The following is a 22,710-nucleotide window of genomic DNA, read 5'->3' as shown; positions in this document are numbered from 1 at the left end:
CTTTATCTCTTATTAGTGCCAGAAAAGCAGCGCTTTCGCGCTGCACGCAGGGTAGTGGCTGTTAAACAGCCACCAACATGCCGCCATCAACAAACAACAGGTGGCCGTTTACGAAATCAGAGGCTTTTGAAGAAAGGAATACCGCAGCACCAATCAGTTCCTGCGGATCGCCCCAGCGTGCGGCGGGGGTCCGTTTGCACAACCAGGCGGTGAAGGCTTCGTCCTCAACCAGTGCTTTAGTCATTTCTGTTTTGAAATAGCCCGGCGCAATACCGTTGACCTGAATATTGTGGCGCGCCAGCTCGACGCACATGCCGCGGGTGAGCATTTTTACCGCTCCTTTCGATGCGGCATAAGGGGTGATGGTGTCACGTCCCAGTTCGCTTTGCATCGAGCAAATATTAATAACTTTACCCGCCTTGCGTTCAACCATGTGACGAGTTACCGCTTGCGACACCAGGAACACGGCGGTCTGGTTTACTGCGATCACATCATTCCACTCTTGTTCAGGGAACTCAGTAAAAGGATGACGGCGCTGGATACCGGCGTTATTCACCAGCACATCAATGGGGCCGATGTCCTTTTCGATATGTTCAACGGCGGTATCAATTTCATGTTTATGGGTAACATTAAAAGGTGCGGCAACGGCCCGAATACCCTCCTGGCGGAGTTTTTCTACAGCAAGTTCTGCGCGTTCGGCAGTAATATCATTAATAATTATTTGTGCGCCATATTTACCCAGGCCGGTTGCCAGTAAAAAGCCAATGCCCTGTGCTGAACCGGTAATCAAGATATTTTTTCCTGCCAGTGAAAATAGATCGTTCATTGTATTATTCCTTTATTTATCTCTTAGAAAACAAGCTGGACTTTTGCTGCCTGGGTTTTATCACCGGCGAAACGTAGCGCCTCTTCCAGGTCAGTGAAGGGATATTCAGCACTCAGTAAAGGCAGTGGATTGATAACGCCATTCGCCAGCCATGACACTGCGGTATTAAATTCGCTGGTAAAACGGAAAGAGCCTTTGAGTGAAATCTCCTTACCAATCAACGTCATCATTGGGAATTCTGCCATCGCGCCTCCCATACCTACCTGCACCATTACGCCGCGTGCACGAGTGACCTCCAGACAGGTATTCACTGATGAAGGATGACCGGACACTTCAAAGCTGACATCGAAATAGCCTTTTTCCGCTTTCCAGTGATCCATGTCGTCGTTTTGTGGGTTTACGAGCACATCCGCCCCCATCTCTTTGGCCAGCAAAAGGGAACGGGGACTCACATCGGCACAGACAATTTCCGAGGCCCCCAGTGTTTTCACAGCACTGACAATCAGGCAGCCAATGGGCCCAACACCGGAAATAAATACTCGCTTGCCCTGTAACTCGCCGGCCTGATGTGCGGCATGAATCGCGACGGCTAAAGGTTCGGCAAAAGCCATAACCTTTTCGTCAGCTTTGGCCGGATAAGGGACACATTGCGACGTTTCGACCATTTTATAACGGGTAAAGCCACCATCAACATGAGGGAAATACATGGCACTGCCAAAAAAACGCATCTCTGTACACTGATTCTCGTTATGTTCAATGCAGTATTTGCAGTGACCGCAAGGTTTAGACGGATTAATGGCTACCGTTTGCCCTTCATGTAATTCTGATGAGTCGCTATGAATAACTTTACCGATAACTTCATGACCTAACACCATCGGTGCCTTTATCATGAAATTACCTACTTTTCCTTCCTGATAATAATGTAAATCGGAACCGCAAATTCCACCTCGGGTTATTTGTACTAATGTTCCATTATTATTCCAATCTATCGTCTGCTCGGTAACGGCAACAGTTTTCTTGCCCGCAACAACGCAGGACTGTGTTTTCACTTGCATAAATTCCTCACTGGTCAGGTAGACACCTCGGAAGCATTTAAGCGGTTTTAATTGTCATTATTTGTGATGAAGATCACGTCAGAAAATTGTTACATTACTATGTTACGCATAACGTGATGTGCCTTGTAATTCTTATCAACAGAAATAAAAAAACGTGAAATTATTATGCCGCCAGGCGTAGTATCGCCGCAGGTAAGATGATTCAGGAGATTTTAAATGGCGGGTGAAAGCTTTATTTTGATGGGCGTATCAGGGAGTGGTAAAACATTAATTGGTAGCAAGGTTGCCGCGTTATTGTCTGCGAAATTTATTGATGGTGACGATCTTCATCCAGCCAAAAATATAGATAAAATGTCGCAAGGCATTCCATTATCTGATGAAGATCGACTTCCCTGGCTGGAACGCTTAAATGATGCTTCATACAGTCTTTATAAAAAGAATGAAACAGGATTTATTGTCTGTTCATCATTAAAAAAACAGTATCGTGATATTTTACGCAAGGGTAGCCCCCATGTTCATTTCCTCTGGTTAGATGGCGATTATGAAACTATTCTCGCGCGAATGCAGCGTCGGGCTGGGCATTTTATGCCGGTAGCGTTACTAAAAAGTCAGTTTGAGGCGCTGGAGCGACCACAAGCAGATGAACAGGATATTGTGCGCATTGATATCAACCATGATATTGCCAATGTCACCGAACAATGTCGGCAGGCTGTGCTGGCGATAAGACAAAACAGAATATGTGCGAAAGAGGGCAGCGCCTCAGATCAGCGCTGCGAATGATTTTCAAAAATCTGCTTTCAACACCACGCGGTAGCGCGCTTTACCATCGCGTACATGCTGAATGGCGTCGTTAATTTTCGACATCGGGAACAGTTCGGTAGTCGGCGCAACCTTGCTGCGGGCGGCAAAGCGCATCAGCTTACGCAGCTCATGAGGTGTACCGGTTGCTGAACCAGAGACGCTGCGGTCGCCCGCAATTAACGTAAAGGCCGGAACAGACAGCGGCGTGAGGACCGCGCCGACTGTATGGAAATTACCGCCATACGTCAGCGCCTCAAAATAAGGCTGCCAGTCGAGGCTGACGTTGACGGTGTTGATAATGAGATCAAACTGCCCCGCCAGAGCCTTCAGTGCCTGCGGATCGCGGCTATTCACCACTTTATCGGCACCCATCGCCAGCACCTCCTGCTCTTTCGCCGGATTCGAACTAAAGGCCGTCACCTCGCATCCCATTGCGTGCAGAAGTTTTATAGCGATATGCCCCAGCCCGCCAATACCAATTACCCCAACGCGGCTGGTGGCAGTGATATGGTGCATCAACAGTGGTTTAAAGACCGTGATACCGCCGCACAACAGTGGCCCGGCAGATTCAATGTCGATATTTTCTGGCAGTGGAATCACCCATTGCCAGTCCGCACGCAACTTCTCAGCAAAGCCGCCACGATTCATAATCGTCGGCACCGCACCTTGCTCACAGTTGATCTGATTACCGCTAATACAGGCGTCGCAGTGACCACAGCTACGCGCCGTCCAGCCAATCCCGACACGCTGACCGACCTGCAAACCTTTATCCTGCGCGGCGCTCCCGAGCGCCACCACGCGCCCAATCACCTCATGCCCGGCAACCAGCGGATACTGTGAAAATCCCCATTCGTTGTCGATCATCGACAGATCGGAATGGCAGATCCCGCAGTAATCCACCTGCACTTCGACATCTTGTGGTTTCAGTTCACCGGGATCGTACTCATAAACTTCCAGTTTGCCGCCAGCCTCTTTTGCGGCATAGCTTTTTATCATCGACATATTTTTGTCCTTCTCTGGTGTTGTCTGGGAAGTGTAGAGCATGGTAGGGCGGGGTGCCTGGAGTGTGACAAAGGTTACACATCACGGTATGCAATGCTGAAAATTTCAGCACTTAGCGAGGTGCGAGCAAGCTGGCGCTTGCATGGTGGCGTGCGACAGGTATAATCCACAACGTTTTCCGCATACCTCTTCAGTGCCGAAGTGGCGAAATCGGTAGACGCAGTTGATTCAAAATCAACCGTAGAAATACGTGCCGGTTCGAGTCCGGCCTTCGGCACCAAAAGTATGTAAATAGACCTCAACTGAGGTCTTTTTTTATGCCTGAAATCCGCGCCACACAAGGCTTTTCCAGCTTTTCTCCTCAACTGAAGTCAACCTGACTCAACCCACATCAACAGGCTTGTGAGTATACTAATGAGTATATTTGCCGATTCGATATTGCTTGTATACTCACGAGATACCAATGGAAGGAAGACCATTATGGCCCTAACGGATACTAAAGTTCGCTCTGCGAAACCTGAGGAGAAAGAGTATTCACTTGTTGACGGCGACGGCATGTCCTTACTTGTAAAACCTGGCGGTTCAAAGTATTGGCGATTTCGTTTCCGTTTTGGTGGTAAACAACATTTGATGGCGTTCGGCGTTTACCCGGAAGTTTCGCTGGCGGATGCCAGGAAGAAAAGGGAAGAGGCCAGAAAGCTGGTAGCTGCTGGTATCGATCCTCGTGAGCATAAGCGTGCTGTGAAAGAAGAGCAGGCGAAAGAGATTATTACTTTCGAGAAGGTTGCCAAAGAGTGGCTCGTAACCAACCAAAAATGGTCGGAAGATCATGCTAATCGTGTAAAAAAGAGCCTGGAGGACAATATCTTCCCGGCAATTGGTGCTCGCAATATTGCTGAACTGGGCACCCGCGATCTGTTAATTCCTATTAAAGCCGTGGAGAAATCCGGGCGTCTTGAAGTGGCTTCCCGCCTTCAACAGCGCACCACGGCCATCATGCGTTATGCAGTGCAAAGCGGGTTAATTGATTACAATCCGGCGCAAGAGATGGCGGGGGCGGTTGCTTCCAGTAATCGACAGCATCGTCCGGCGCTGGAGTTAAAGCGCATCCCTGAGTTACTTGAGAAAATAGACAGCTATACCGGCAGGCCGCTAACTCGCTGGGCAACGGAACTTACTCTGCTTATCTTTATTCGGTCCAGTGAGCTGCGTTTTGCTCGCTGGTCAGAGATCGATTTTGAAACATCAATGTGGACCATCCCTCCTGAGCGAGAACCGATTCCCGGCGTGAAACATTCTCAGCGAGGAACAAAGATGCGTACACCTCATCTGGTGCCGCTTTCAAAGCAGGCGCTAGCGATCCTGAAGCAGATAAAACAGTTCTGTGGCGAACATGAGCTGATTTTTATTGGCGATCACGATCCGCGTAAGCCCATGAGCGAGAACACGGTAAACAGTGCGCTACGGGTGATGGGTTATGACACTAAGGTTGAAGTTTGCGGCCACGGCTTCCGCACAATGGCCTGTAGTTCGTTAATTGAGTCAGGACTATGGTCGAAGGATGCGGTGGAAAGGCAGATGAGCCATATGGAACGCAATTCGGTGAGGGCGGCGTATATCCATAAAGCGGAACATCTGGATGAGCGCAAGCTGATGTTGCAGTGGTGGGCGGATTTTCTGGATGCGAATCGGGAGAGAGCGATTACGCCGTTTGACTATGCGAAGATCAACCGGGGGAATGGCGAGTGAGTTGAATGCTATATCGGTTTAATTAAAGTTAATCGGCTAGCCTTAATGGGATGGCTGGTTGGTCATTTTTCCCAATGGCATTATCACCAAGAGCAATACATTCATTGATTTTATCGGCAAGAGCGATCCACGAATTCTTTTAATAAGTGGATAATTAATAAGATTACTGAGCTCTACGCTCAATTAGTCATGGATGCTATTGTATAAACGGTTGAGTACAAAACACTATTGCCGCTAGTGTGAATCCCCAGGGTAGATTCAGATGTATCATCTAATGTAAACTACAAGGGTACAGGAGAAAGTACCCCTTGCTCTTTATTCATTCAACACAAAAAAAGACCTTCAATTGAGTGTTTGTCACTATTCTATTTAAGTATCATGCTTAATTTTCTTCAATCTTTTGATATAATTGATCGTTGAAAAAAACACTTTCCGAAATAAGATGGCACATCTTATTAATGTACGCACAATAAAACCACATGTTTTTAGAAGGATGAATTTAACTCTATGTTTCTCAGTTATGAGACGATTCTCTACATTACCTATTTTTGTCATTACATTGGCAATTTTCCCACCAATAAAAAAAGACATAGCAATAAACCACATCCATCTATAATGAGGGGCATTTTTACTTAAGGATAAACGAGCTTGTTCTTTTAATAAAACTTGGCGGTACCTTAATAATGATGTGGTTACACACTCATTGGCGACAGCGAAACGGTCTGACATGTCTGTTTTATATTTTCCCTCTTGAATGGCATTGCAGTAAGCTGGGGGTGGGGTCTGACACCATCGAGAAGGTGATGGCAATTGTGTTATTGTTTTGGAAAGAGATTTATTTGGGCATAGTTTTTTATTGAAGTCTTGGAATTCCTGTCTGATTTTATCTGGAGATACTTGATTGCTATAGTACTCAGGAATTCGGTAGAAGGTGTCAAGATTTTCAGGTATTACATATTCAATAACAGATGATTTTGTACTAGCAATATTTTCTAGCGTTTCTTGAATGTACGATGCCCACTGACAAGATGACATATCGGTAAGCCCGTTATTGTCACACATGCGGCTGTAGTCTTTCACCTGAAAAAGAAGGTATTTGGCTGCATCATTAATTTCCGTAATTGTTTTCTCATATGCGGTTTTACCGACAGTCACCTCTCTGTCTGATACCCAGAAAATACCGTTACCAACTGCTGTCAGTATTAGGAAAATATCTGTCCACTGTCTGAATTTCTCTCCTGTAGCAAAAATATCACTAATGATTACTGCCAAAACCCAACCACTCAATAGCCCTATGAAGCTAAGACTTCCGAGTCCAGCTGCGTTACCCGTTGCACCTGTACCTCCTATTTCATAGGTCAATGGCAACCACTGGATAGCAGGAAGAAGGTGACAGAGCGATAACAGGCCAGGGGTTATAAGAAGAACAAAACAAATGATGAGTCCCTTTTTTCTGGCAAGTATCCATGAGCTCAAGAAAACAAAGGGTAATAATAAGATAAAGAGCTCAAGAAAACATCCTCCTAAGACTACAGCAACTTTATTGGGAGACCAGTAACTGCTCAAAAGAGCACCCTGTGCGTTCATTTCTACAAAGTTGGTACTAATCACACCCATCCCATCCAGTGTTTGCAATAAAGCGTATCCAGCGCTATAGCAAAGCATTATGTAGGGATAAAAGAATAGGATCATAATTTACTCTCTTTTCTTGCTTTTTCCATCATTTTTATAGCATATTCAATTCGTTGTTTAATATTGCTAAAGTCGAATGTTGTCAATTTTTCGTCCTATTTAGAACCAATAACAACTAAATCTGCTATCGTTGTTTTCTTGATAAATAAGGCCGTACTGCCAAGTAGCTTAAGGCCTTCTTCATTAATTTTACTTACTCTAAGCCCTGGTTGAACAATAACAACTTGGAATTTAAGAGGTGTGATTCTGGAGCGCTCTTTCATAGCAGCAAGGTCTTTTATAGTGCCTTTCAGAAAGCGAGAATGACCACGCGATCGCCACTGTTCCTCGCGACGCTTAATGTGGTGGTATAAATAGGAAAGATTCAGGTGTTTCCAACGAATGCATCTCTGTGCCTGCCCACATACTTCGTAAAGGTCTTTAAGTCTGGCTCCTGCTTCTTCTGAACCTGAATATTTGCAATGGATTAAGGAGAGAACAATACAGTCATCAACTATTCTCAACCCCACTAAATCTGCTGACTCACCTTTCCCATCATCATTAATAATGACATCGTAATTATCTTTAATTTCACAGTACCAACGCCATTGGATGGATGATGGATCACGAAAATAGCCCATTGATTCCACTCGAACATCAGTTCCATTCCAATCAAAAGCTACAATTTCGTCTTTGTCATAAAGGCCAATATTTTGGCTTACATGAACTATATGAGCGTTGTAAGAAAATGAGCCATCGGAGTAATGAATCATTACTGGATCAATTTCCATATATTCTGATAGTGATACAGGTTCAGATTCACCACGCTGTACAAAGACTTCAGGGCCGGAAATCAACTGATAGACATAACCTTTTGCTGTAGTACTACCTGTAAGACATAATTTATATTCAGATGAAGTTTCATCTGTAGAAAAAATGAGCCGCACATTGCCATCGTCAAACTTTCCAGCAGTCTTCACCTCTACTAAATATAAGTGAGCTGATATAGCATCAAAATGAAAAATAACTTTATCTTCGAACGCAGTAAGCAAATGCTCACCCCATTGAGCTGATATTGGATATTCATGATAGGGTTCAAGTAATGGAACAGGGCGTAAAAAGTTACGCGTAAGATTGTTTGGATCTGGTTCCGAACTAAAAATTTTGTCCCAGGCTTTCTTAACCCAGTTGCACCAATCAGCAATGCTGCCACCTTTTTGTGGTGACCAGACTTTACCTTTGCGTTGCGAGCATCCCCAGATTACACGGTTTCCGGATTCATAACCTAATGCAGCAATATTGCTTAAGCTTGATTGAGACGCTTCAATTAATGATAGCCCCTCAGTGACATTTGGGCCAAAGTATTGGGTAAAGCTGATTGCTCCAATTTGGGATGCGCCTAAATTTCTTGCCAAAGGATATTCAATACCATTAAATACATTAAAGACTTTTTCACCACTGACAACTTCAAATTTATCATCACAAATAGCACTGACTAGATGCTCAACTCGAAATGCATTATAGTCATTTGAGAATACAAACAAGGCGGATCTGTCTTGATCCCAATGAGCAATTAGAATTTTATAATTGGTATCTTTAAGATCTTTGTAGTTTCCCCACCGGACTGAAGTTGCCTGGATAGCTAGCACAACAAGCAAATTCTCATCTTCTGCTATTGCATGCCAGGATTCATCGAATCTGGGCAGCTTTTCCTTGTATCTTTCAGGCTCCCAATTGTCACAGTATGTTTGAAATAACATGACAGAGCAGCTTGGCTCAAGATTCCAGAGCGAAATCTGATCGTGTAAATCACCTTTTCTTTTTAAGGCATCCACGACTTCTTGCAATCTAATCTCTCTCGCAATTCGTCCTTCAGAGAGTCTCCTTAATACATTATCCCAATCGGCATCTGTTGAATATAGATGCTGTAATTCACCTTCAACATTAGGGTCTGCAACATTCATGACTACACTGGCTTGACCGATTTTTTTTGCTTTATTGACACGAGTAAAACGGCCAATGAACTGCAAAGTTACTGCAAGAGACTTATGATGATCATGCAAAGCGGCAATTTTCAGGTTGGGTAGATCATAGCCTTCTCCCAACATGTCTACGCAAATAACGATTCTTGATTGTCTTGATAATAATTTATCAAGACGTTTTTTTATTTCCGTTTTAGGATAATCAGAATGAACAACGATTGGATTAAAGTTCGGTACAGTTTTCTGATAAATAGTCAGTATTTCTTCTGCTCGCTGCTTATTGCTAGTACGGGCCATAAGCAAATGATCAAGGCCATTATTTAAGTCTTTACGCAGTTGACCAATAGCTGTCTCTGCGATTGCATGATCCATAAGATCAGAGTAATACTCTTCTACAGGCAGCAAATTTACATTTGTAAAATAGTCTGCTCGTTGGGCTTCCCCCATAGTGTAATTATAGATAATTTTCCCACCAAGGGACTTCTTATCATTCCTAAAGGGGGTAGCTGTAAACTGCACAACACGTTTGTCTTTAAATCGTTCGCGAATTGTCTGCCATGATGAGGCTGAGATATGATGAGCCTCATCAACAAAAAGATGGCTACATGACTCGCAAAGTGCATTTAATGCTGTTTCGGAGCATGCAGACAAAACACTGGTCGTAGCAACCAAGACATTTGATTCACAAGTTAATTGCTCAGCTTCTTCCGCTACCTGAATTCCCTTCTTAATAATAGCGACATTAGGGAGTGCAATGTTAGGCGGAACGACTGTTAACTCTGGCAAACATCCCAACTCAATGAATTTTTTGGATATTTGTGTTCGGAGAGAGTCAGATGGGACTATGAGCAAAATTCGCTCGCATCGCTGGTATATCATGGTAGCCAGCATTGTTTCCGTTTTTCCCGTTCCAGTGGGCAGTACGACAGTAGCCGGTTCTACCTGCAAATCAGTAGCGAAATAGCCTGCAATTGCATGAAGTGCACCCAGTTGGGGTTTTCTGAGACCAGGAGAATAGCGCTCTGGATCGTCCTCTCTAAACTGAAATTGATGATGCCATTGTTCATTAATTTCATCAGATGAAGTGCTAAATACCTGCTCTGGAAATTGCTCCCAGCTTAACTCAGTATCTTCTCGCCATTTTTCGAATGTAAATGGTTCCTTAGCTTTAAGGGAAGCTACACCATCTGCGCATTTCCCCCTAGAATTTGGATCTTTCAGATAGATACAGTCTAGAGGAGGCTTTAGACCCGTAACAAGTTCAAAATATCCTTGGAAACGTGCATTTCTTACTTGAGCCGATACTGTTGTTGATCGGCAAAGTAATTTATGAACATAATTTCCCCCCACTTTTCTTAAAGGGGCAGCTTTCGCGGGCAAGGTAAATTTAATTGTTAACAGGTCAAATAAGTCCATATGTACTTACCTCTTAAGATGTCCTGAAAAAGCCTGCTGACTTAACTTAGAGAAGAGGGCGTCGCTATCAATATCGCCTGACGCCATTTTATTTAAGCTATTGTTGATTATTGATACAATCGAATGAAAATTAACCATGAGTTCGTCGGGCGGAATTAGAACTTCAAAATTTTTAAGTTCAACAGGAGAGATATGTGGCACCGTTGTTTCTGTTGGGCAGCAATGCTTTTCGAAAGCTGGCGATTTAATACAACTGTAAATATAGTTTGTGTAAGATTCGCAACGAGGTCGTAACCTAGCTACACGCTGAACTAAGTACGTTTCTCGCTGATTTTCAGGGAATATGCATACTTTTAACCCGCTTGATATCCACGGACGGTCCATAGCAAGGATAATATCACCTGCCTTAATTAAATAATTATCTAGTTTTTCCAGTTTGTTTTTTGGCCAGAATTTTGTATCAGCCCAATCTAAATATCCCGTAAGCGTATTTGCCCCTCTGCAAAGCCGTACCGCTTCAGACGAATCACTAATGTACTCATTACTTTTGAATGCAAAACCTGTAATGACATCTGCCAATTCAGTAATGGGGGATTTTTTAAATTTTTTTGGATTTTCAACAGGGTCACCAAACATCTCCAAAAATGTAGCACGCAAAAAATCATCAGCCAGTTTGATAGTTTGTTCTCGTTTTTTGCGTATGGCATCAGATAAATCAAGAACAGAAGCAATTTTCACTTGCTCATTTAAAGAGGGTAAATATATTTTTAGCTTTGCTAAGTCATCCTTATTAAACCCAGCTTGAGCGGCTCGAGTAGAAACATTTTTTATAAATTCTTGAAATACTACACTGTTTAAAAAATGCCATAAAAATCTCTTGTTTATTTTTTTTAAATCAGGGATGGCTTTAACCAAAGCAACGTTATATGCTCCTGATAACCCAGAGAGAATTTTTCCAATAGATGCTCCATATCTACCTATTAGAATATCATCGTCATTACATTTTTTCAGAGTATGCCTATCCTTAATATAAACAGTTTTATCCTCTCTTTTAAAATCTTGGATTTGTAAAAGCCTTATATATCCATCTTTTTTTTCATAAACAAACTCGTCCTTTGGAGGCTGAGTTCCTCCTTGGATATCACATACTTCAATAAAGGAATATTCTTTCCTGCTCACAGCATCCCCTCCAGCTCATCCAAATCCGCCAGAATCTCTTTTTCCAGATCCTTTAACCGTTTCAATATCACCTTAGGATCTTCATACTCCTCCGCCTGATACACCACCTCTTTATAACGATTGATAGAGAGATCGTATTTCTGCGCAGCAATATCCGCTTTCGGCACCACAAACGCCGCCTGCGTGCGATCTTTAAAATCAACGCCAGCATCAATCCCTTCTGGGTACTGCTGTTTCAGCAACGAGGCTAACTTCTCACCCATAAAGTTATCAACCGGTAGCCCGCGTAAAGTACGGTAATGCTTCCAACTTGCCAGCAGATGCGGCAGATCGTTCTCTTTTATCGGGTTACGCTTGTCATCTAGGCTGTAGCCGTCATTTTGTAGATCGTAGAACCAGACCTCATCCGTTTGACCGCCTTTGGTAAAAATCAGGATCGCCGTCGCCACGCCAGCGTAAGGTTTAAATACGCCGGAAGGCAGATTGATCACCGCTTCCAGTTGGTTATCTTCCACCAGCGTTTTGCGAAGTGACTGGTGCGCCTTACTGGAGCCAAACAGCACGCCCTGCGGCACGATAGTGGCACTGCGTCCGCCAACTTTCAGCATTTGCAGAATACGTGCCAGGAACAGCAGCTCAGTTTTCTTGGTTTTCACCATTGCCGACAGCGTGGAGTCGATATCTTCCTCGTCCAGTGAACCGGTAAACGGCGGGTTTGCCAGAATCAGGTTGAAAGCGTTTTTACTGGCCTGCGGGAAGTTTGTGCTAAAACTCTGGCTCATGGTGTCCTGATAGTGGATATCAGGCGCTTCCACACCGTGCATAATCAGGTTCATAGCGGCGATACGCAGCATGGTGGTGTCAAAGTCGTAACCGTGGAACATATTGTTATCTACATGGTTACGCCACGGTGTCAGCAGATCGCCGGTAAAGATTTTTTGTTCTTCCAGCTCGCCACGTTCGTTGGTGCCAATCTCGGTATGAATGGATTCCAGCGAGCTGTACTTCTCCAGCAGATATTCATAGCTGGTTGCCAGAAAACCACCGGTGCCACAGGCTGGATCGCAAATCGTCTCGCCGCGGGCCGGGTTCGGTTCCATCATTTCAACCATTGTGCGGATAATGTGGCGCGGCGTGCGGAACTGGCCGTTGATTCCGGCAGTGGTCAGCTTGCTTAACAGGTATTCGTAAAGGTCGCCTTTGGTATCGCCGCGATCCAATGGCAGGTTTTTGATCACCTCAACCGCTTTGGTAAGCAATGACGGCTTAACAATCTCCAGACGAGCATCTTTCATAAAGTTGCCCAGCAGCGTCACCTTCGATGCATCGGCCTGGCCGAGCTGACGAAAATGCTGGAATACGCCATCGCGCACCACTTCCATCATCTCATCCGAGCCAAGATTGCTATAGTGACTGAAACGGAACTCCTGCTGTTCTGGCGTAAAACGCGGTTTAAAATCAATACCCGCGATTTGTTTACGCTTCTCGTCGCGTTGTTCCTGAGTATCCAGCATCCGGGAATACATTAGATAGGTGATCTGTTCGATTACGGTCAGCGGGTTAGTGATACCACCCACCCAGAAATCTTCCCATAGTCCGTCGATTTTACTTTTTAAGTCACCAGTGATCATTGTTAGCGTTTATATCCTGTTTTAAATACAAAAGCCCCGCTGCCGGGGCTTGTCATGCGTGTATTATACCGTCGCTGCGTCGGTCACAACACCCAGCTCTTCGACTATCTTTTGCAAGCGGGCGATCTGCTCTATATCAGGGAACACACCGGTAACGCCTTCGTTGTGGATATGCGTAAAAGGCTGTTCAAAGAGCTGCCGCATTTCAATGGTGCCGTAATCGCGAATGTGGTTTTTCAGCAATGACAGGAAGCGCAGTTGTTGGCTGGTCAGACTGTTATCAGCGGCGAACTGGGCAAAGCGCACTTCCACCGCGTCGCTGTCCATCCCGATGATGGTACGCAAAAGTTTATCCAGGCTGGCAGTTGCCTGCGGATAGAACTCTTTCAGCGCACGAATATCAACGTTGGGGTTCTGGATCAGCACAAGCTTCGCCAGCTCATCCAGCTCGTTTTGCGTGACTGGCTCGCCGCTGCGGATTTTCTTCAGCACCGGATTTTGCTGGAACAGCGGCTCCAGTGCCCCCTGAACCTGCTGGCGATAGAGTTTGAAATCAATCGAGCGGATATTAGTTTTGCGGGTTTCTGTCTGGATGAGGTTCGCATCTTCGGTAATATCCACCTGTATCGAACCAAATTTTGGCGTCGCGTCTTTTTCCATCAGGTGCATGATCCCACGCAGATGAATGCGAATATCCTCCAGCTCTTCCAGGCTGGCTTGCTTCCACCAGCCTAGATCACGAAGCTGATTGATTCGTTGTCCCTGTTGCTGCACCTGCGCCAAATGCGGCGGCAGGCGCTCCACTTTTTCGACGATGACCGGCCAGAGCACATCCAGCTCTTCCGGGTTGGTATAACGGGCAGTTTGCGCCGCCAGAATATCCATATCGAAACGCATAGCATCGCTTTGCCCGCGCACGTCCAGCCACTGCATCAGCGGGGCCAGAATAGATAGCAGATCCTGCTGTGTTTTCGGAGAAAGCTGGCGCAGCACCTTTTCATCACTGTACTGCGCTTTTTGCTGCCACTTTTCCTGTACGGCAATCGACTTTTCATCCAGTGCGTTGATTTGCTCGCGAAGCTGGTGAGCAACTAAATCCACCGCCTGTTTGTCGAATTTACGCTGCGCAGCGGCCCCCAGCATAACCCACGCTTCGAAGCGTTTTTGCGCAAGCGATTTTGTCGCTGTGACTTCGGCCTCTTCGGTATGCAGTTCGTGATACTCAAAATTGCCCCAGTGATCGAAAATGCGGAATTTCTGTTTATCCAGCGGTTTGCCGTTATCGTCGTAACCGTACAACCCCGGACAGAGGCGCGTACCACGGCCAATCATCTGCCAGAACTTCACTTTTGATTTGACCGGTTTGGCAAAGACCAGATTCACAATTTCCGGGACATCAATACCGGTATCGAGCATGTCAACGGAGATAGCGATGGTTAGCTCTTTGTTAGTGCTTTCATCCAGCCCTTTAAAATCATCAATCAGTTGCTCGGCGCGGGGATCGTAGTTGTCGATGACCTGGCAGAAGCGTCCGGCAAACTGCGGATACATATCGTCGAACAATTCATTCAACAGCAGCGCGTGTTTGTGGTTACGGGCGAAAATGATGGTTTTACCAGGCAACTGGCCGTCCCGATCTTTCAGGCCATTTTCCATCAGGTTACGCAGGATATAGCGGTTGGTGTCTTTGTTGTAGATCGCCTCATCCAGCGCCTTACCATCAAACTCCAGCGTATTGGGATCTATGCCTTGTTCTTCCAGTTCGCGGATTTGTGCGTCGCTTAATTTCTCCCGTTTGATGCCTTCGCGCAGGAATTCTGTGGTGTGCGTGACAACCTCATAGGGAACCAGATTGTTATCGGCGATGGCATCTTCCAGGCTGTAGTTGGCGGTAGGAATACGTCCTTCACAACCAAACAGGCCGAAAGTGGTTTTACTCACCATGTCAATCGGCGTGGCCGTCAGGCCAATCTGGAGGGCATCAAAATACTTAAACAGATCGCCGTAGACGTTGTAGATAGAGCGGTGGGATTCATCGGCGATAATCAAATCGAAATAACCGACATCGAAATGGTCCATGATTTTCATCATACCGGGATAGGTGGCAATGTAGATCCTGGCGTTCTGCCTGTCTGCTTTTTTCGATTTCCCGACCACATACAGCGGCTCATTGGTGAATTGATTAAAGGCATTCGCCGCCTGTTTACGTAGTTCCTTGCGGTCGCAAAGAAACAGGACGCGTTTTACCCAGCGGGCATCAATCATCAGTTTGCTCAGTGCAATAGCCACGCGGGTTTTACCTGTACCGGTAGCCTGAACAATCAACGACTGGCGATACTTGTTGGTGAAACGTTCGCTGACGCGGGCAATGGTTTCAAGCTGATATAGACGTCCGGCAACTGCTTTGCCTTCATTGTCCTTAACGTGCGGCACGCTGTTGAGCGGCAGACGGGTTTCACGCTGCTGAATAAGATATTGCAGGCTTTCCTTGCTGTAGAAGCCAAATACCCGACGCGGCGGATAACCATGAGTTTTATGGTCATCCCACAGCCAGATATCGTAGCCGTTGGTGTAGAAGATGACCGGACGCTGACCATATTCTTTTTCCAGCCAGTCTGCATACAGCCGAGCCTGAATTCGTCCTTGCTCGGCATTGACGCTGGTTTTTTTTGCTTCCACCACCGCCAGCGGTTTGTGTGCCTCATCCCACAAGACATAGTCCGCATAACCGTCACCGGTCGCAGTAGGTTGTTCTTTAACTGGGTGTTCCTGCGTAACCTGATCGGTATTATTAAGTTCTTCGCCTACATTCCAGTCAGCAGCAAGCAGGCGAGAGTCAATCAGGCGACGGCGGGTTTCCGCTTCATCAATAGAGAGAATATCGGCAACATGCTGGTTACGCGCTCTGGCTTCATTCAGGCGTTGAGTGAGGTGTTCGGCCTTTTCCTGTTCTTGTTGTAGTGCGCGTTGTAGCGCCAGTTCGCGCTCACGGCTTTCATCCTGAGCCTTGATTGCATCTTCCAGACGTTTTTCATCTGCACGACCTGAAGATGGTGTTAATGGAGGGAGAGTGAATTTGGGGCAGTCATCAACATTACCGTGGGCGTAGCGAACATACAGCCAAATTCCCAACAAATACGCTTCTTTGAGCAGCCAGTAAGTATCTTTAGCTTTGATACGTCCGCCGTGCGCGGCACGGTTGCCATGGATACGCAGCGCATCCATTTTCATGATGATGGCTTCCGGCATCATGCTGGTAAAGACATCAGCATTCATTAAATCGTAAAGATTAGCCTTAATACCTTCCGGCAACCGCTCCTGACGATACAACCAGCGCACCATCAATTCGGTGTAGTTGCGCAGCTTGACCAGACAGCTTTCCGGATCGGAGTGAACATAGCGTTCCGCCATGCACGCGAGTTCAGCCAGTTCCGGCCACTGGCTGCGCAACATTTCAAAATTGAGAGACTGCTCCATCAATCATCGCCTTATGTTGTGGATACAACAGAAATTCTGAAAAGAATATCACACTAATTTGGCCGACGAAGTGAGTCGGATGGCATATGGTGGTGATGTGTTTAACGACATAATAGCTCTAACGGCCAGAACCTTGGTTTTCGCCCATCAATGGGCGTCTTCAGCCATGGCTACTCAAGGGATACCTTGCTTACTAACGAGGGTATGGCTGATCATCTATGGGATATGTTTTTTGAGCCAATAAAACACCGGGCTCGTTAACATAGCCTGGGCGTTACTCCGTAATACTTGTCTATTTATTGGCTTATAAATATTTTCAGCACTAAATCATTTTAGTAAGTAGCAGATATCTTTTCCCGGCTAACACAAAATACGACAGGTCGTGTCGTATTTTGATGGCGCTTTTACCAAAGATTGTGATTAGTTCATTTTATTTCAATGAATTAATCAACGCTTCGCTTCTTCGCCATTTTTTCTATCCACTCCCCTTTGGTACGACATAATGTGTCGTACCTGTACGGCATAATCTCCCGTATCAATACCATGATATTTGGGAGAACAGGACTGTCCCCACTATGAAAACACAGCATGATCATTATGACCGTCTGTCGGTCAGGCTATCAGTCATTATTACCCGCTTACTGGCTGGCGAATCTCTGGAGCTTAAAGCGTTAGCTGATGAATTTGGTGTCTCAGAACGCACCCTACAGAGGGATTTTCAGCAACGCCTGATCCATCTGGATCTCGAACATTCCAGCGGAAGCTACCGACTTACCCGCCGAACGGGCCGGGAGCACTCACCCAACACATTTGCGTTCATCCGTAATTCCGGGATTTCAGGGATTATTCCGGCTCAGAATCGCAGGTTAATTCGACTGATTACCAGTAACTCCGGAAGCTCACCGTGCCTTATAGGGCATGGAGGGCTGCCATCTCCAGTTACACAAACCGCCTGTTTTCTGAAACTGGCGGAAGCTATCCGCGACTACCGCGCCGTTACATTATTGGTTAACGGTAAAAGCTACGAAGCAGTAGCTCCCCGCCGTCTGATATTTCAGTCCAAAAACTGGTTTCTTGTCGCTACCCGCACCAGAAATTTACAGGTATTTCGGATGGAAGACGTTAACGCCGTAACCGTTCTGGATACCTCTTTTCGCAGAAAGCCTGAACTTGACGCTCTGACTGCCAGTGAAGAGTTTATTTCAGCCCTCCCTCACTTTCGTTTCATAAGTGACGTAATTCAGACCTTCAGAGAGTAACAGACAACGTTCATTTCAAATTAAAAAGGAGACATCGTATGGATGACCCGGTAAAGGGCGAAGGCCGGATGATTACTGATGCCAGTGGCGTCACCAGAAGGGAAGGCGGGATTTTTGGAATGTGGGGCAATATATTTCCAGAACGTAATGGTGACAACGAGCAAAAAGGTGATAGCAAACCGCATATACCCGACATCAGGGATATTCTTGATATTTTCCCTCAGCCACTGCGGGAAAAGCTGTTGAACAAAATCAGTGAAGCCATCGACTATGAACCCGTGATTGGTGTCATGGGAAAAACTGGCGCGGGGAAAAGCAGCGTATGTAATGCGCTGTTTAAAGGGGAGGTTTGTGCAGTTAGCGACGTTGAGGCATGTACTCGCGAAGTTCAGGAATTGCGTATACGCTTCGGCAAACATTCGCTAAAGATCATTGATATACCTGGTGTCGGTGAGAATGCCCGGCGGGATAAGGAGTATGAAGATTTATACCGCAATTTGCTTCCCTCCCTGGATCTTATCCTGTGGGTAATAAAAGGAGACGATCGGGCCTTTTCTGCGGATGAGCATTTCTACAACAATGTTCTGCTCCCTGCTGGTGGGGGTGAGCGCGTTTTATTCGTCCTTAACCAGGTTGATAAAATTGAGCCATTCCGCGAGTGGGATACTCATCTGCATCAGCCATCTCCTGCACAGCGCATCAACATCGAAAAGAAAGAAGCCTACATTACTGAACGATTTGGTTTTACGCACTATCCGGTGACACCTGTCTCCGCCGATGAGGGCTACAACATCCTTCGTCTGGTAGAGACTATTATTCGGGCTTTGCCTGATCGGGCTAAAAGTAGCACGGCTTCGCAGTTTAAGGATGAGTTCAAAACCGAAGAGGTAAAGACGGAAGCAAAAAACGGCTTCGGCAGCGTAATCTCCGGAATACTCGATGACGTGATTGATTCTTTTCCGTTACCAAAGCCTGTCAAAGAGCTTACCCGTAAGGGGAAAGACAAACTTATCGAGTGGGCTGGTAATGCCTGGGACCATTTTTTTGGATAGGGAAGTGCTTAATGAAACTAATCATTATACCTGCATTGTTTGTATCTTTATTTGCATTCCACCCTGCTTATGCAGTCGGGGCCTATGACCTGCAATGTCTGCTGGATAACGGCGAGCAAATGACACTCAGCCACGTCAGCAATACCGTTTATATCAGTTTTGAAACGCCAGGTGGTGACTCCGAAGAAGGAGGTTCCGTTATCAAACTGGATATTCCTTCCGGCGAAGCGAAACAGACTCTGGCGGCTAATCCGGGAGCAGGAACCGCTTCTTTCACATTACGTGGAGAAAATGAAGATATCGAAGGCGCGGTTGCAGTCAATTATTCAGAATATGACGGTACAGGTGATGCTTATTACACTGCCATGAATGCAACGGGGCAGGAAACCAGCACAGTATCATGCAAGCCGGGTACCATTAAGGTTTCCAGGAGCCTCCTTCAGAATGGCATTAATAGCGTTGGTAGCCAGCAGGTTAATAAACCTGCTCCCTCTCAACAACAGCAGGCACAGCAATCTACGACACCACCGTTTAAAGTTCAGTTCGGCAGCTCCGTCAGCAATGAAGGCTGGAATACCAAATATGGTGTTATTCAGCTCACTATCACTGATGACAACGTGGTGCTGAAATCCATTCGGGTAAACAGAGGGAACTGTAAAATGGAGAGCGTCGGTAACAGAACCCTGCCAGCCAAATATAAATTCGGTGATGTGGCTACGTTCAAATATATGAAGTGTGACCGTATCATTGAAGCTGATATTGTGACCGATACGGGTAGCTGGACATTTAATTCCTAATTTTACCTGTAGCAGCATCCGGGGAATTCCTGCTAAATAAGCAGGCTATTCCCCGGTTAATTATTTTTCGACGACGTTAAACGAAACGTATTTCATCCGGGCATAGTGTAGTTACGCGTCGCTAGATGCACCGCAACGGTCCTGTCAGGCGCTCACTGATATAGTGTTATGGGTAAAGCGTGTAGAGATAGTGTCAGGGGGATTAATAGCGGGATTCTGCAATACGTTCCGTCAGCCAGCGTTTAACTTCACTTTCCCGCCAGCGGGAACTACGCCCCAGTTTGATAGGCTTTGGAAACTTGCCTTCACTAATCAGTTTATAGAACCATTTGTCGGTCAGGCCAGTAAACGTGGTAATAAATGCCATCGTCACCAGTTTGTCATTCATCAGGTCAGTATCGGTATTCGGTTGATTGTTCATGACGATTATCCTTCTGTCTTTACGTTGATAAAAGACAGGAGCAGCAACACTAACCCGTTGATTTAAGATGATGTTGCATACTCCGCCATTACAATCACTTCTCCGGTAATAAATTACTTATCCCTGACTACAACCAAAGTTACGTTCACCGTCATCGTGGTTTTTTGTGTACTCCTTCGCCAGATAACTGATGTGGTATATGTAGCTGCGGAAAAAGTCCGTATTTGTGCCATTTCTGCGATCAAGTTCATAAGAGACGCCCGGTAAATGAAAGGGGACTTTATTTGCCATATCTCCGGTACGCCTAAGCGCCACAGCCCATGCACGCGCCACCATTCCCACCAGCAATCCGCGAGGTTGCGCTGAATTCTCCGTATTCAGCATGGTGTTTCTGAATACTTCCCGATTAACCAGCAACAGCATGTGATAATGCTTGTTGCCATTCAGTTCACCAAATTCTCTTACCCATGCATATCGCAGCTTACAGGGATAAACACGTTTACCGTCTCTCCTGCGCCGTTGTAAATATGCGGCTATCTGCGCTTTCAGTGAGGCTATAAAACGGGTAATAACCGCTGAGTCATACCCTTTATGGCTATTATCCACTGGCAGTAATAAATCCACTCTGAAAGCCAGTATTCTGGCGTAATCATCCATCGCATAACGGGTAATCTCTTCCAGACGTTTCATATAGTGTGCATTAGGCTTGCCATATCGTTCATTCAGTTTCATGCTTCAGTTCCTTGTGGTTGGTTACATATCCATAAGTGCTGTAGTAACTTTTCACTGAGCTATGCCGATCTGGATTACTTTTCCCTGTCTCTGGTGTCATCCCTCTATATGCTGAATCTAATGAATGAGTGATAAACATAATATTAATACCGGCAATGTTGATTCATAAAGAAAGGGTGATAAAAAGAGTAGAGGCCCGGTATTTACTGGTGTTCGTAGTTAATTATCTGTTCTTGAAGACAAAGAGATTTACTCTTAAGTTATAATTAATACATTGACCTAATCTATGGTTTGCGGTCATGAATGACATCTTCCAGATGTCAACTCGTTATCCTGGGAGGTTTCACCCGTAAAGCCACCAGGGCTATACGTGGAAAAATTTAAGACTATCCAGCCGTTTTCTACAGGCGGGATCTGTGAGTATGGTAATAAATAAAAAACTACGTTAATGGTACTCTATTACTATGGAATAACACGATATTACTACGTGTTTTCCACTTTTATTGATTTATTGCTACGGTTTTACTTCGAAAACACGTCATAATTACGCTATTGATTTCGACTGATTTAACAAGGATGACGAGGTAGAACAATGGCCGTTAATGTGCGCTCATCAATAGCAGTGAAGGACATCCGAACCAGCAGGTTTCTCTTCTGGTACATCAGGAAAAACATTCAGGGAGCAAATCAATTCGCGTTTGACGGGAACAATCCAGATACATCTCTTTCGGAGAGAATTATTAATACAGCCCTCGAGGCCGGGTATCCCGATCCCATTCAGCGAAGTGATTTTATTCGCTCACTGGAGCTGTCGATTAATACGACGCTTCTGCCGGAGAAATATTTTAGTTGGTTAAAAGAAAATGAAAGAGCGACGTTCTGGCTATGGGGCGTGATGTGTCTTGATTACCGCTGTATGGAGTCAATTAACGAAAAGCTGGGCACAAATTTAAACACTAACTGGTATCAGAAAGCTGGAATAACAGATTCTCCTGCAAGCCATAACGAAAGATACTCAATCATCGTTGCATTACTGGACTATATCAATATTGAGACTAATCAGGCACCGTTGATGAGACAGTGGCTATATGAGAGGCTTGTATTCTGGAGGAGAAATGAACATCAGAGAATAAAATTACGCTGGCTTAATGAGGATAATAACGATGTCTATACATGGGCTTATAATTATATTAATAAATTCCAGAAAGAGCACGGTGGTAATACAGGAAACCATTTAGACCCCTTTCAGATTCCGGAACCACTGAATAGTGTAGAAACCTATCATGCCATTTATGCCATGCTGGATTTATGGTCAGCGGATGATGACCTCCAGCAGAAAGCGGTAAAGAAAATAAATAAAGCGTTTTACCAAAAAAACTTCAGACGTAAACTTTCTGAAAAACGGGAACAGGAGTCTATCAGTGATACGCATAAAGAACGTCTGGATTTTCTGGTTAAATTTTACAAGTCAGATAAAATATCTGTTATTGAAAGGCTAATAGACGAAAGGGTTCAGGGAATAGAAACAAGATTATCCCGTGGTTGAGGTGTTATTTCAAACTTAAATTCTCCCGGTGATAATCACCGGGAGAATTCAGATATGTATTATTTCAGCACTATATCACGCTCATATATGTACTGCCGGAATGTAATTTAATAT

Annotated in this window: 16 protein-coding genes and 1 tRNA gene; 7 read left to right on the top strand and 10 right to left on the bottom strand. The window is 45.3% G+C overall.

Features of this window, described 5'->3' with window-relative positions; translation table 11 throughout:
* Window positions 1-61: 61 nt before the first annotated feature.
* Window positions 62-826, bottom strand: coding sequence for a gluconate 5-dehydrogenase (gene idnO / locus AACU19_RS13340; RefSeq protein WP_000998700.1), 765 nt, complete (start codon window positions 824-826; stop codon window positions 62-64).
* 23 nt (window positions 827-849) lie between these two features.
* Window positions 850-1,881: an L-idonate 5-dehydrogenase gene (gene idnD, locus AACU19_RS13335; protein WP_001197418.1), complete on the bottom strand. Its 1,032-nt coding sequence runs from the start codon at window positions 1,879-1,881 to the stop codon at window positions 850-852.
* A 216-nt stretch (window positions 1,882-2,097) separates the two neighbouring features.
* On the opposite strand from idnD, the gene idnK reads away from it, so the two are divergent.
* Window positions 2,098-2,661 (top strand): gluconokinase, encoded by a 564-nt coding sequence (idnK, locus tag AACU19_RS13330; RefSeq protein ID WP_000896738.1) that lies wholly within the window; start codon window positions 2,098-2,100, stop codon window positions 2,659-2,661.
* Between the two features lie 3 nt (window positions 2,662-2,664).
* Here the strand turns inward: idnK and ahr are convergent, their stop codons facing one another.
* Window positions 2,665-3,684, bottom strand: coding sequence for an NADPH-dependent aldehyde reductase Ahr (ahr, locus tag AACU19_RS13325; protein ID WP_015364387.1), 1,020 nt, complete (start codon window positions 3,682-3,684; stop codon window positions 2,665-2,667).
* Between the two features lie 195 nt (window positions 3,685-3,879).
* Between ahr and AACU19_RS13320 the strand changes: the two genes are divergently transcribed.
* Window positions 3,880-3,964 (top strand) — tRNA-Leu (locus AACU19_RS13320).
* A 200-nt stretch (window positions 3,965-4,164) separates the two neighbouring features.
* On the top strand, window positions 4,165-5,433 hold the full coding sequence (locus AACU19_RS13315; RefSeq protein ID WP_105279024.1) for a tyrosine-type recombinase/integrase: 1,269 nt from the start codon (window positions 4,165-4,167) through the stop codon (window positions 5,431-5,433).
* Between the two features lie 369 nt (window positions 5,434-5,802).
* Here AACU19_RS13315 and AACU19_RS13310 read toward each other — a convergent pair whose 3' ends face one another.
* The 5 genes from AACU19_RS13310 to AACU19_RS13290 all read right to left on the bottom strand — a co-directional run bounded on the left by AACU19_RS13310 (window position 5,803) and on the right by AACU19_RS13290 (window position 16,789).
* A complete protein-coding gene (locus AACU19_RS13310; RefSeq protein ID WP_233991484.1) occupies window positions 5,803-7,068 on the bottom strand; it encodes a hypothetical protein in 1,266 nt (421 codons plus the stop codon).
* 152 nt (window positions 7,069-7,220) lie between these two features.
* Window positions 7,221-10,502: a DEAD/DEAH box helicase gene (locus AACU19_RS13305; protein ID WP_105279023.1), complete on the bottom strand. Its 3,282-nt coding sequence runs from the start codon at window positions 10,500-10,502 to the stop codon at window positions 7,221-7,223.
* A 6-nt stretch (window positions 10,503-10,508) separates the two neighbouring features.
* Entirely contained in the window at window positions 10,509-11,681 is a 1,173-nt protein-coding gene (locus tag AACU19_RS13300) for a restriction endonuclease subunit S (RefSeq protein ID WP_105275530.1), read from the bottom strand.
* On the bottom strand, window positions 11,678-13,312 hold the full coding sequence (locus AACU19_RS13295; RefSeq protein ID WP_105279022.1) for a type I restriction-modification system subunit M: 1,635 nt from the start codon (window positions 13,310-13,312) through the stop codon (window positions 11,678-11,680). Before AACU19_RS13295 ends, AACU19_RS13300 begins: the two co-directional genes overlap by 4 nt.
* A 63-nt stretch (window positions 13,313-13,375) precedes the next feature.
* Window positions 13,376-16,789: a DEAD/DEAH box helicase family protein gene (locus AACU19_RS13290; protein ID WP_105279021.1), complete on the bottom strand. Its 3,414-nt coding sequence runs from the start codon at window positions 16,787-16,789 to the stop codon at window positions 13,376-13,378.
* A 575-nt stretch (window positions 16,790-17,364) separates the two neighbouring features.
* On the opposite strand from AACU19_RS13290, the gene AACU19_RS13285 reads away from it, so the two are divergent.
* From AACU19_RS13285 to AACU19_RS13275, 3 genes are read left to right on the top strand one after another with little or no spacing between them, the layout of a single operon-like run.
* Entirely contained in the window at window positions 17,365-18,048 is a 684-nt protein-coding gene (locus tag AACU19_RS13285) for a WYL domain-containing protein (protein ID WP_105279020.1), read from the top strand.
* A gap of 38 nt (window positions 18,049-18,086) precedes the next feature.
* Entirely contained in the window at window positions 18,087-19,100 is a 1,014-nt protein-coding gene (locus AACU19_RS13280; RefSeq protein WP_105279019.1) for a GTPase family protein, read from the top strand.
* Between the two features lie 11 nt (window positions 19,101-19,111).
* A complete protein-coding gene (locus AACU19_RS13275; protein WP_105279018.1) occupies window positions 19,112-19,897 on the top strand; it encodes a hypothetical protein in 786 nt (261 codons plus the stop codon).
* A gap of 202 nt (window positions 19,898-20,099) precedes the next feature.
* Here AACU19_RS13275 and AACU19_RS13270 read toward each other — a convergent pair whose 3' ends face one another.
* Entirely contained in the window at window positions 20,100-20,318 is a 219-nt protein-coding gene (locus tag AACU19_RS13270) for a helix-turn-helix transcriptional regulator (protein WP_001064742.1), read from the bottom strand.
* A gap of 117 nt (window positions 20,319-20,435) precedes the next feature.
* Complete coding sequence (locus tag AACU19_RS13265) at window positions 20,436-21,050, bottom strand: inovirus Gp2 family protein (RefSeq protein ID WP_000772910.1); 615 nt, start codon at window positions 21,048-21,050, stop codon at window positions 20,436-20,438.
* A 592-nt stretch (window positions 21,051-21,642) separates the two neighbouring features.
* Between AACU19_RS13265 and AACU19_RS13260 the strand changes: the two genes are divergently transcribed.
* Window positions 21,643-22,596 carry a hypothetical protein gene (locus tag AACU19_RS13260; RefSeq protein ID WP_105279017.1) on the top strand — a complete coding sequence of 318 codons (954 nt, stop codon included), beginning with the start codon at window positions 21,643-21,645 and terminating at the stop codon, window positions 22,594-22,596.
* The last annotated feature ends 114 nt before the right edge of the window (window positions 22,597-22,710 follow it).

The sequence above is a fragment of the Escherichia sp. MOD1-EC4550 genome, from assembly GCF_963876935.1.
Taxonomy (GTDB): Bacteria; Pseudomonadota; Gammaproteobacteria; order Enterobacterales; family Enterobacteriaceae; genus Escherichia; species Escherichia coli_F.
Note: the sequence above shows the minus strand (reverse complement) of the source record. Positions and strands in the feature narration are given on the sequence as shown.

Bases quoted from the DNA above. Each gene is read 5' to 3' on its own strand.
- idnO (WP_000998700.1), bottom strand. From the start codon at position 826: ATGAACGATCTATTTTCACTGGCAGGAAAAAATATCTTGATTACCGGT.
- AACU19_RS13305 (WP_105279023.1), bottom strand. From the start codon at position 10,502: ATGGACTTATTTGACCTGTTAACAATTAAATTTACCTTGCCCGCGAAA.
- AACU19_RS13260 (WP_105279017.1), top strand. From the start codon at position 21,643: ATGGCCGTTAATGTGCGCTCATCAATAGCAGTGAAGGACATCCGAACC.
- AACU19_RS13295 (WP_105279022.1), bottom strand. From the start codon at position 13,312: ATGATCACTGGTGACTTAAAAAGTAAAATCGACGGACTATGGGAAGAT.
- ahr (WP_015364387.1), bottom strand. From the start codon at position 3,684: ATGTCGATGATAAAAAGCTATGCCGCAAAAGAGGCTGGCGGCAAACTG.
- AACU19_RS13265 (WP_000772910.1), bottom strand. From the start codon at position 21,050: ATGAAACTGAATGAACGATATGGCAAGCCTAATGCACACTATATGAAA.
- AACU19_RS13285 (WP_105279020.1), top strand. From the start codon at position 17,365: ATGAAAACACAGCATGATCATTATGACCGTCTGTCGGTCAGGCTATCA.
- AACU19_RS13280 (WP_105279019.1), top strand. From the start codon at position 18,087: ATGGATGACCCGGTAAAGGGCGAAGGCCGGATGATTACTGATGCCAGT.
- AACU19_RS13290 (WP_105279021.1), bottom strand. From the start codon at position 16,789: ATGGAGCAGTCTCTCAATTTTGAAATGTTGCGCAGCCAGTGGCCGGAA.
- idnK (WP_000896738.1), top strand. From the start codon at position 2,098: ATGGCGGGTGAAAGCTTTATTTTGATGGGCGTATCAGGGAGTGGTAAA.
- AACU19_RS13315 (WP_105279024.1), top strand. From the start codon at position 4,165: ATGGCCCTAACGGATACTAAAGTTCGCTCTGCGAAACCTGAGGAGAAA.
- AACU19_RS13270 (WP_001064742.1), bottom strand. From the start codon at position 20,318: ATGAACAATCAACCGAATACCGATACTGACCTGATGAATGACAAACTG.
- idnD (WP_001197418.1), bottom strand. From the start codon at position 1,881: ATGCAAGTGAAAACACAGTCCTGCGTTGTTGCGGGCAAGAAAACTGTT.
- AACU19_RS13275 (WP_105279018.1), top strand. From the start codon at position 19,112: ATGAAACTAATCATTATACCTGCATTGTTTGTATCTTTATTTGCATTC.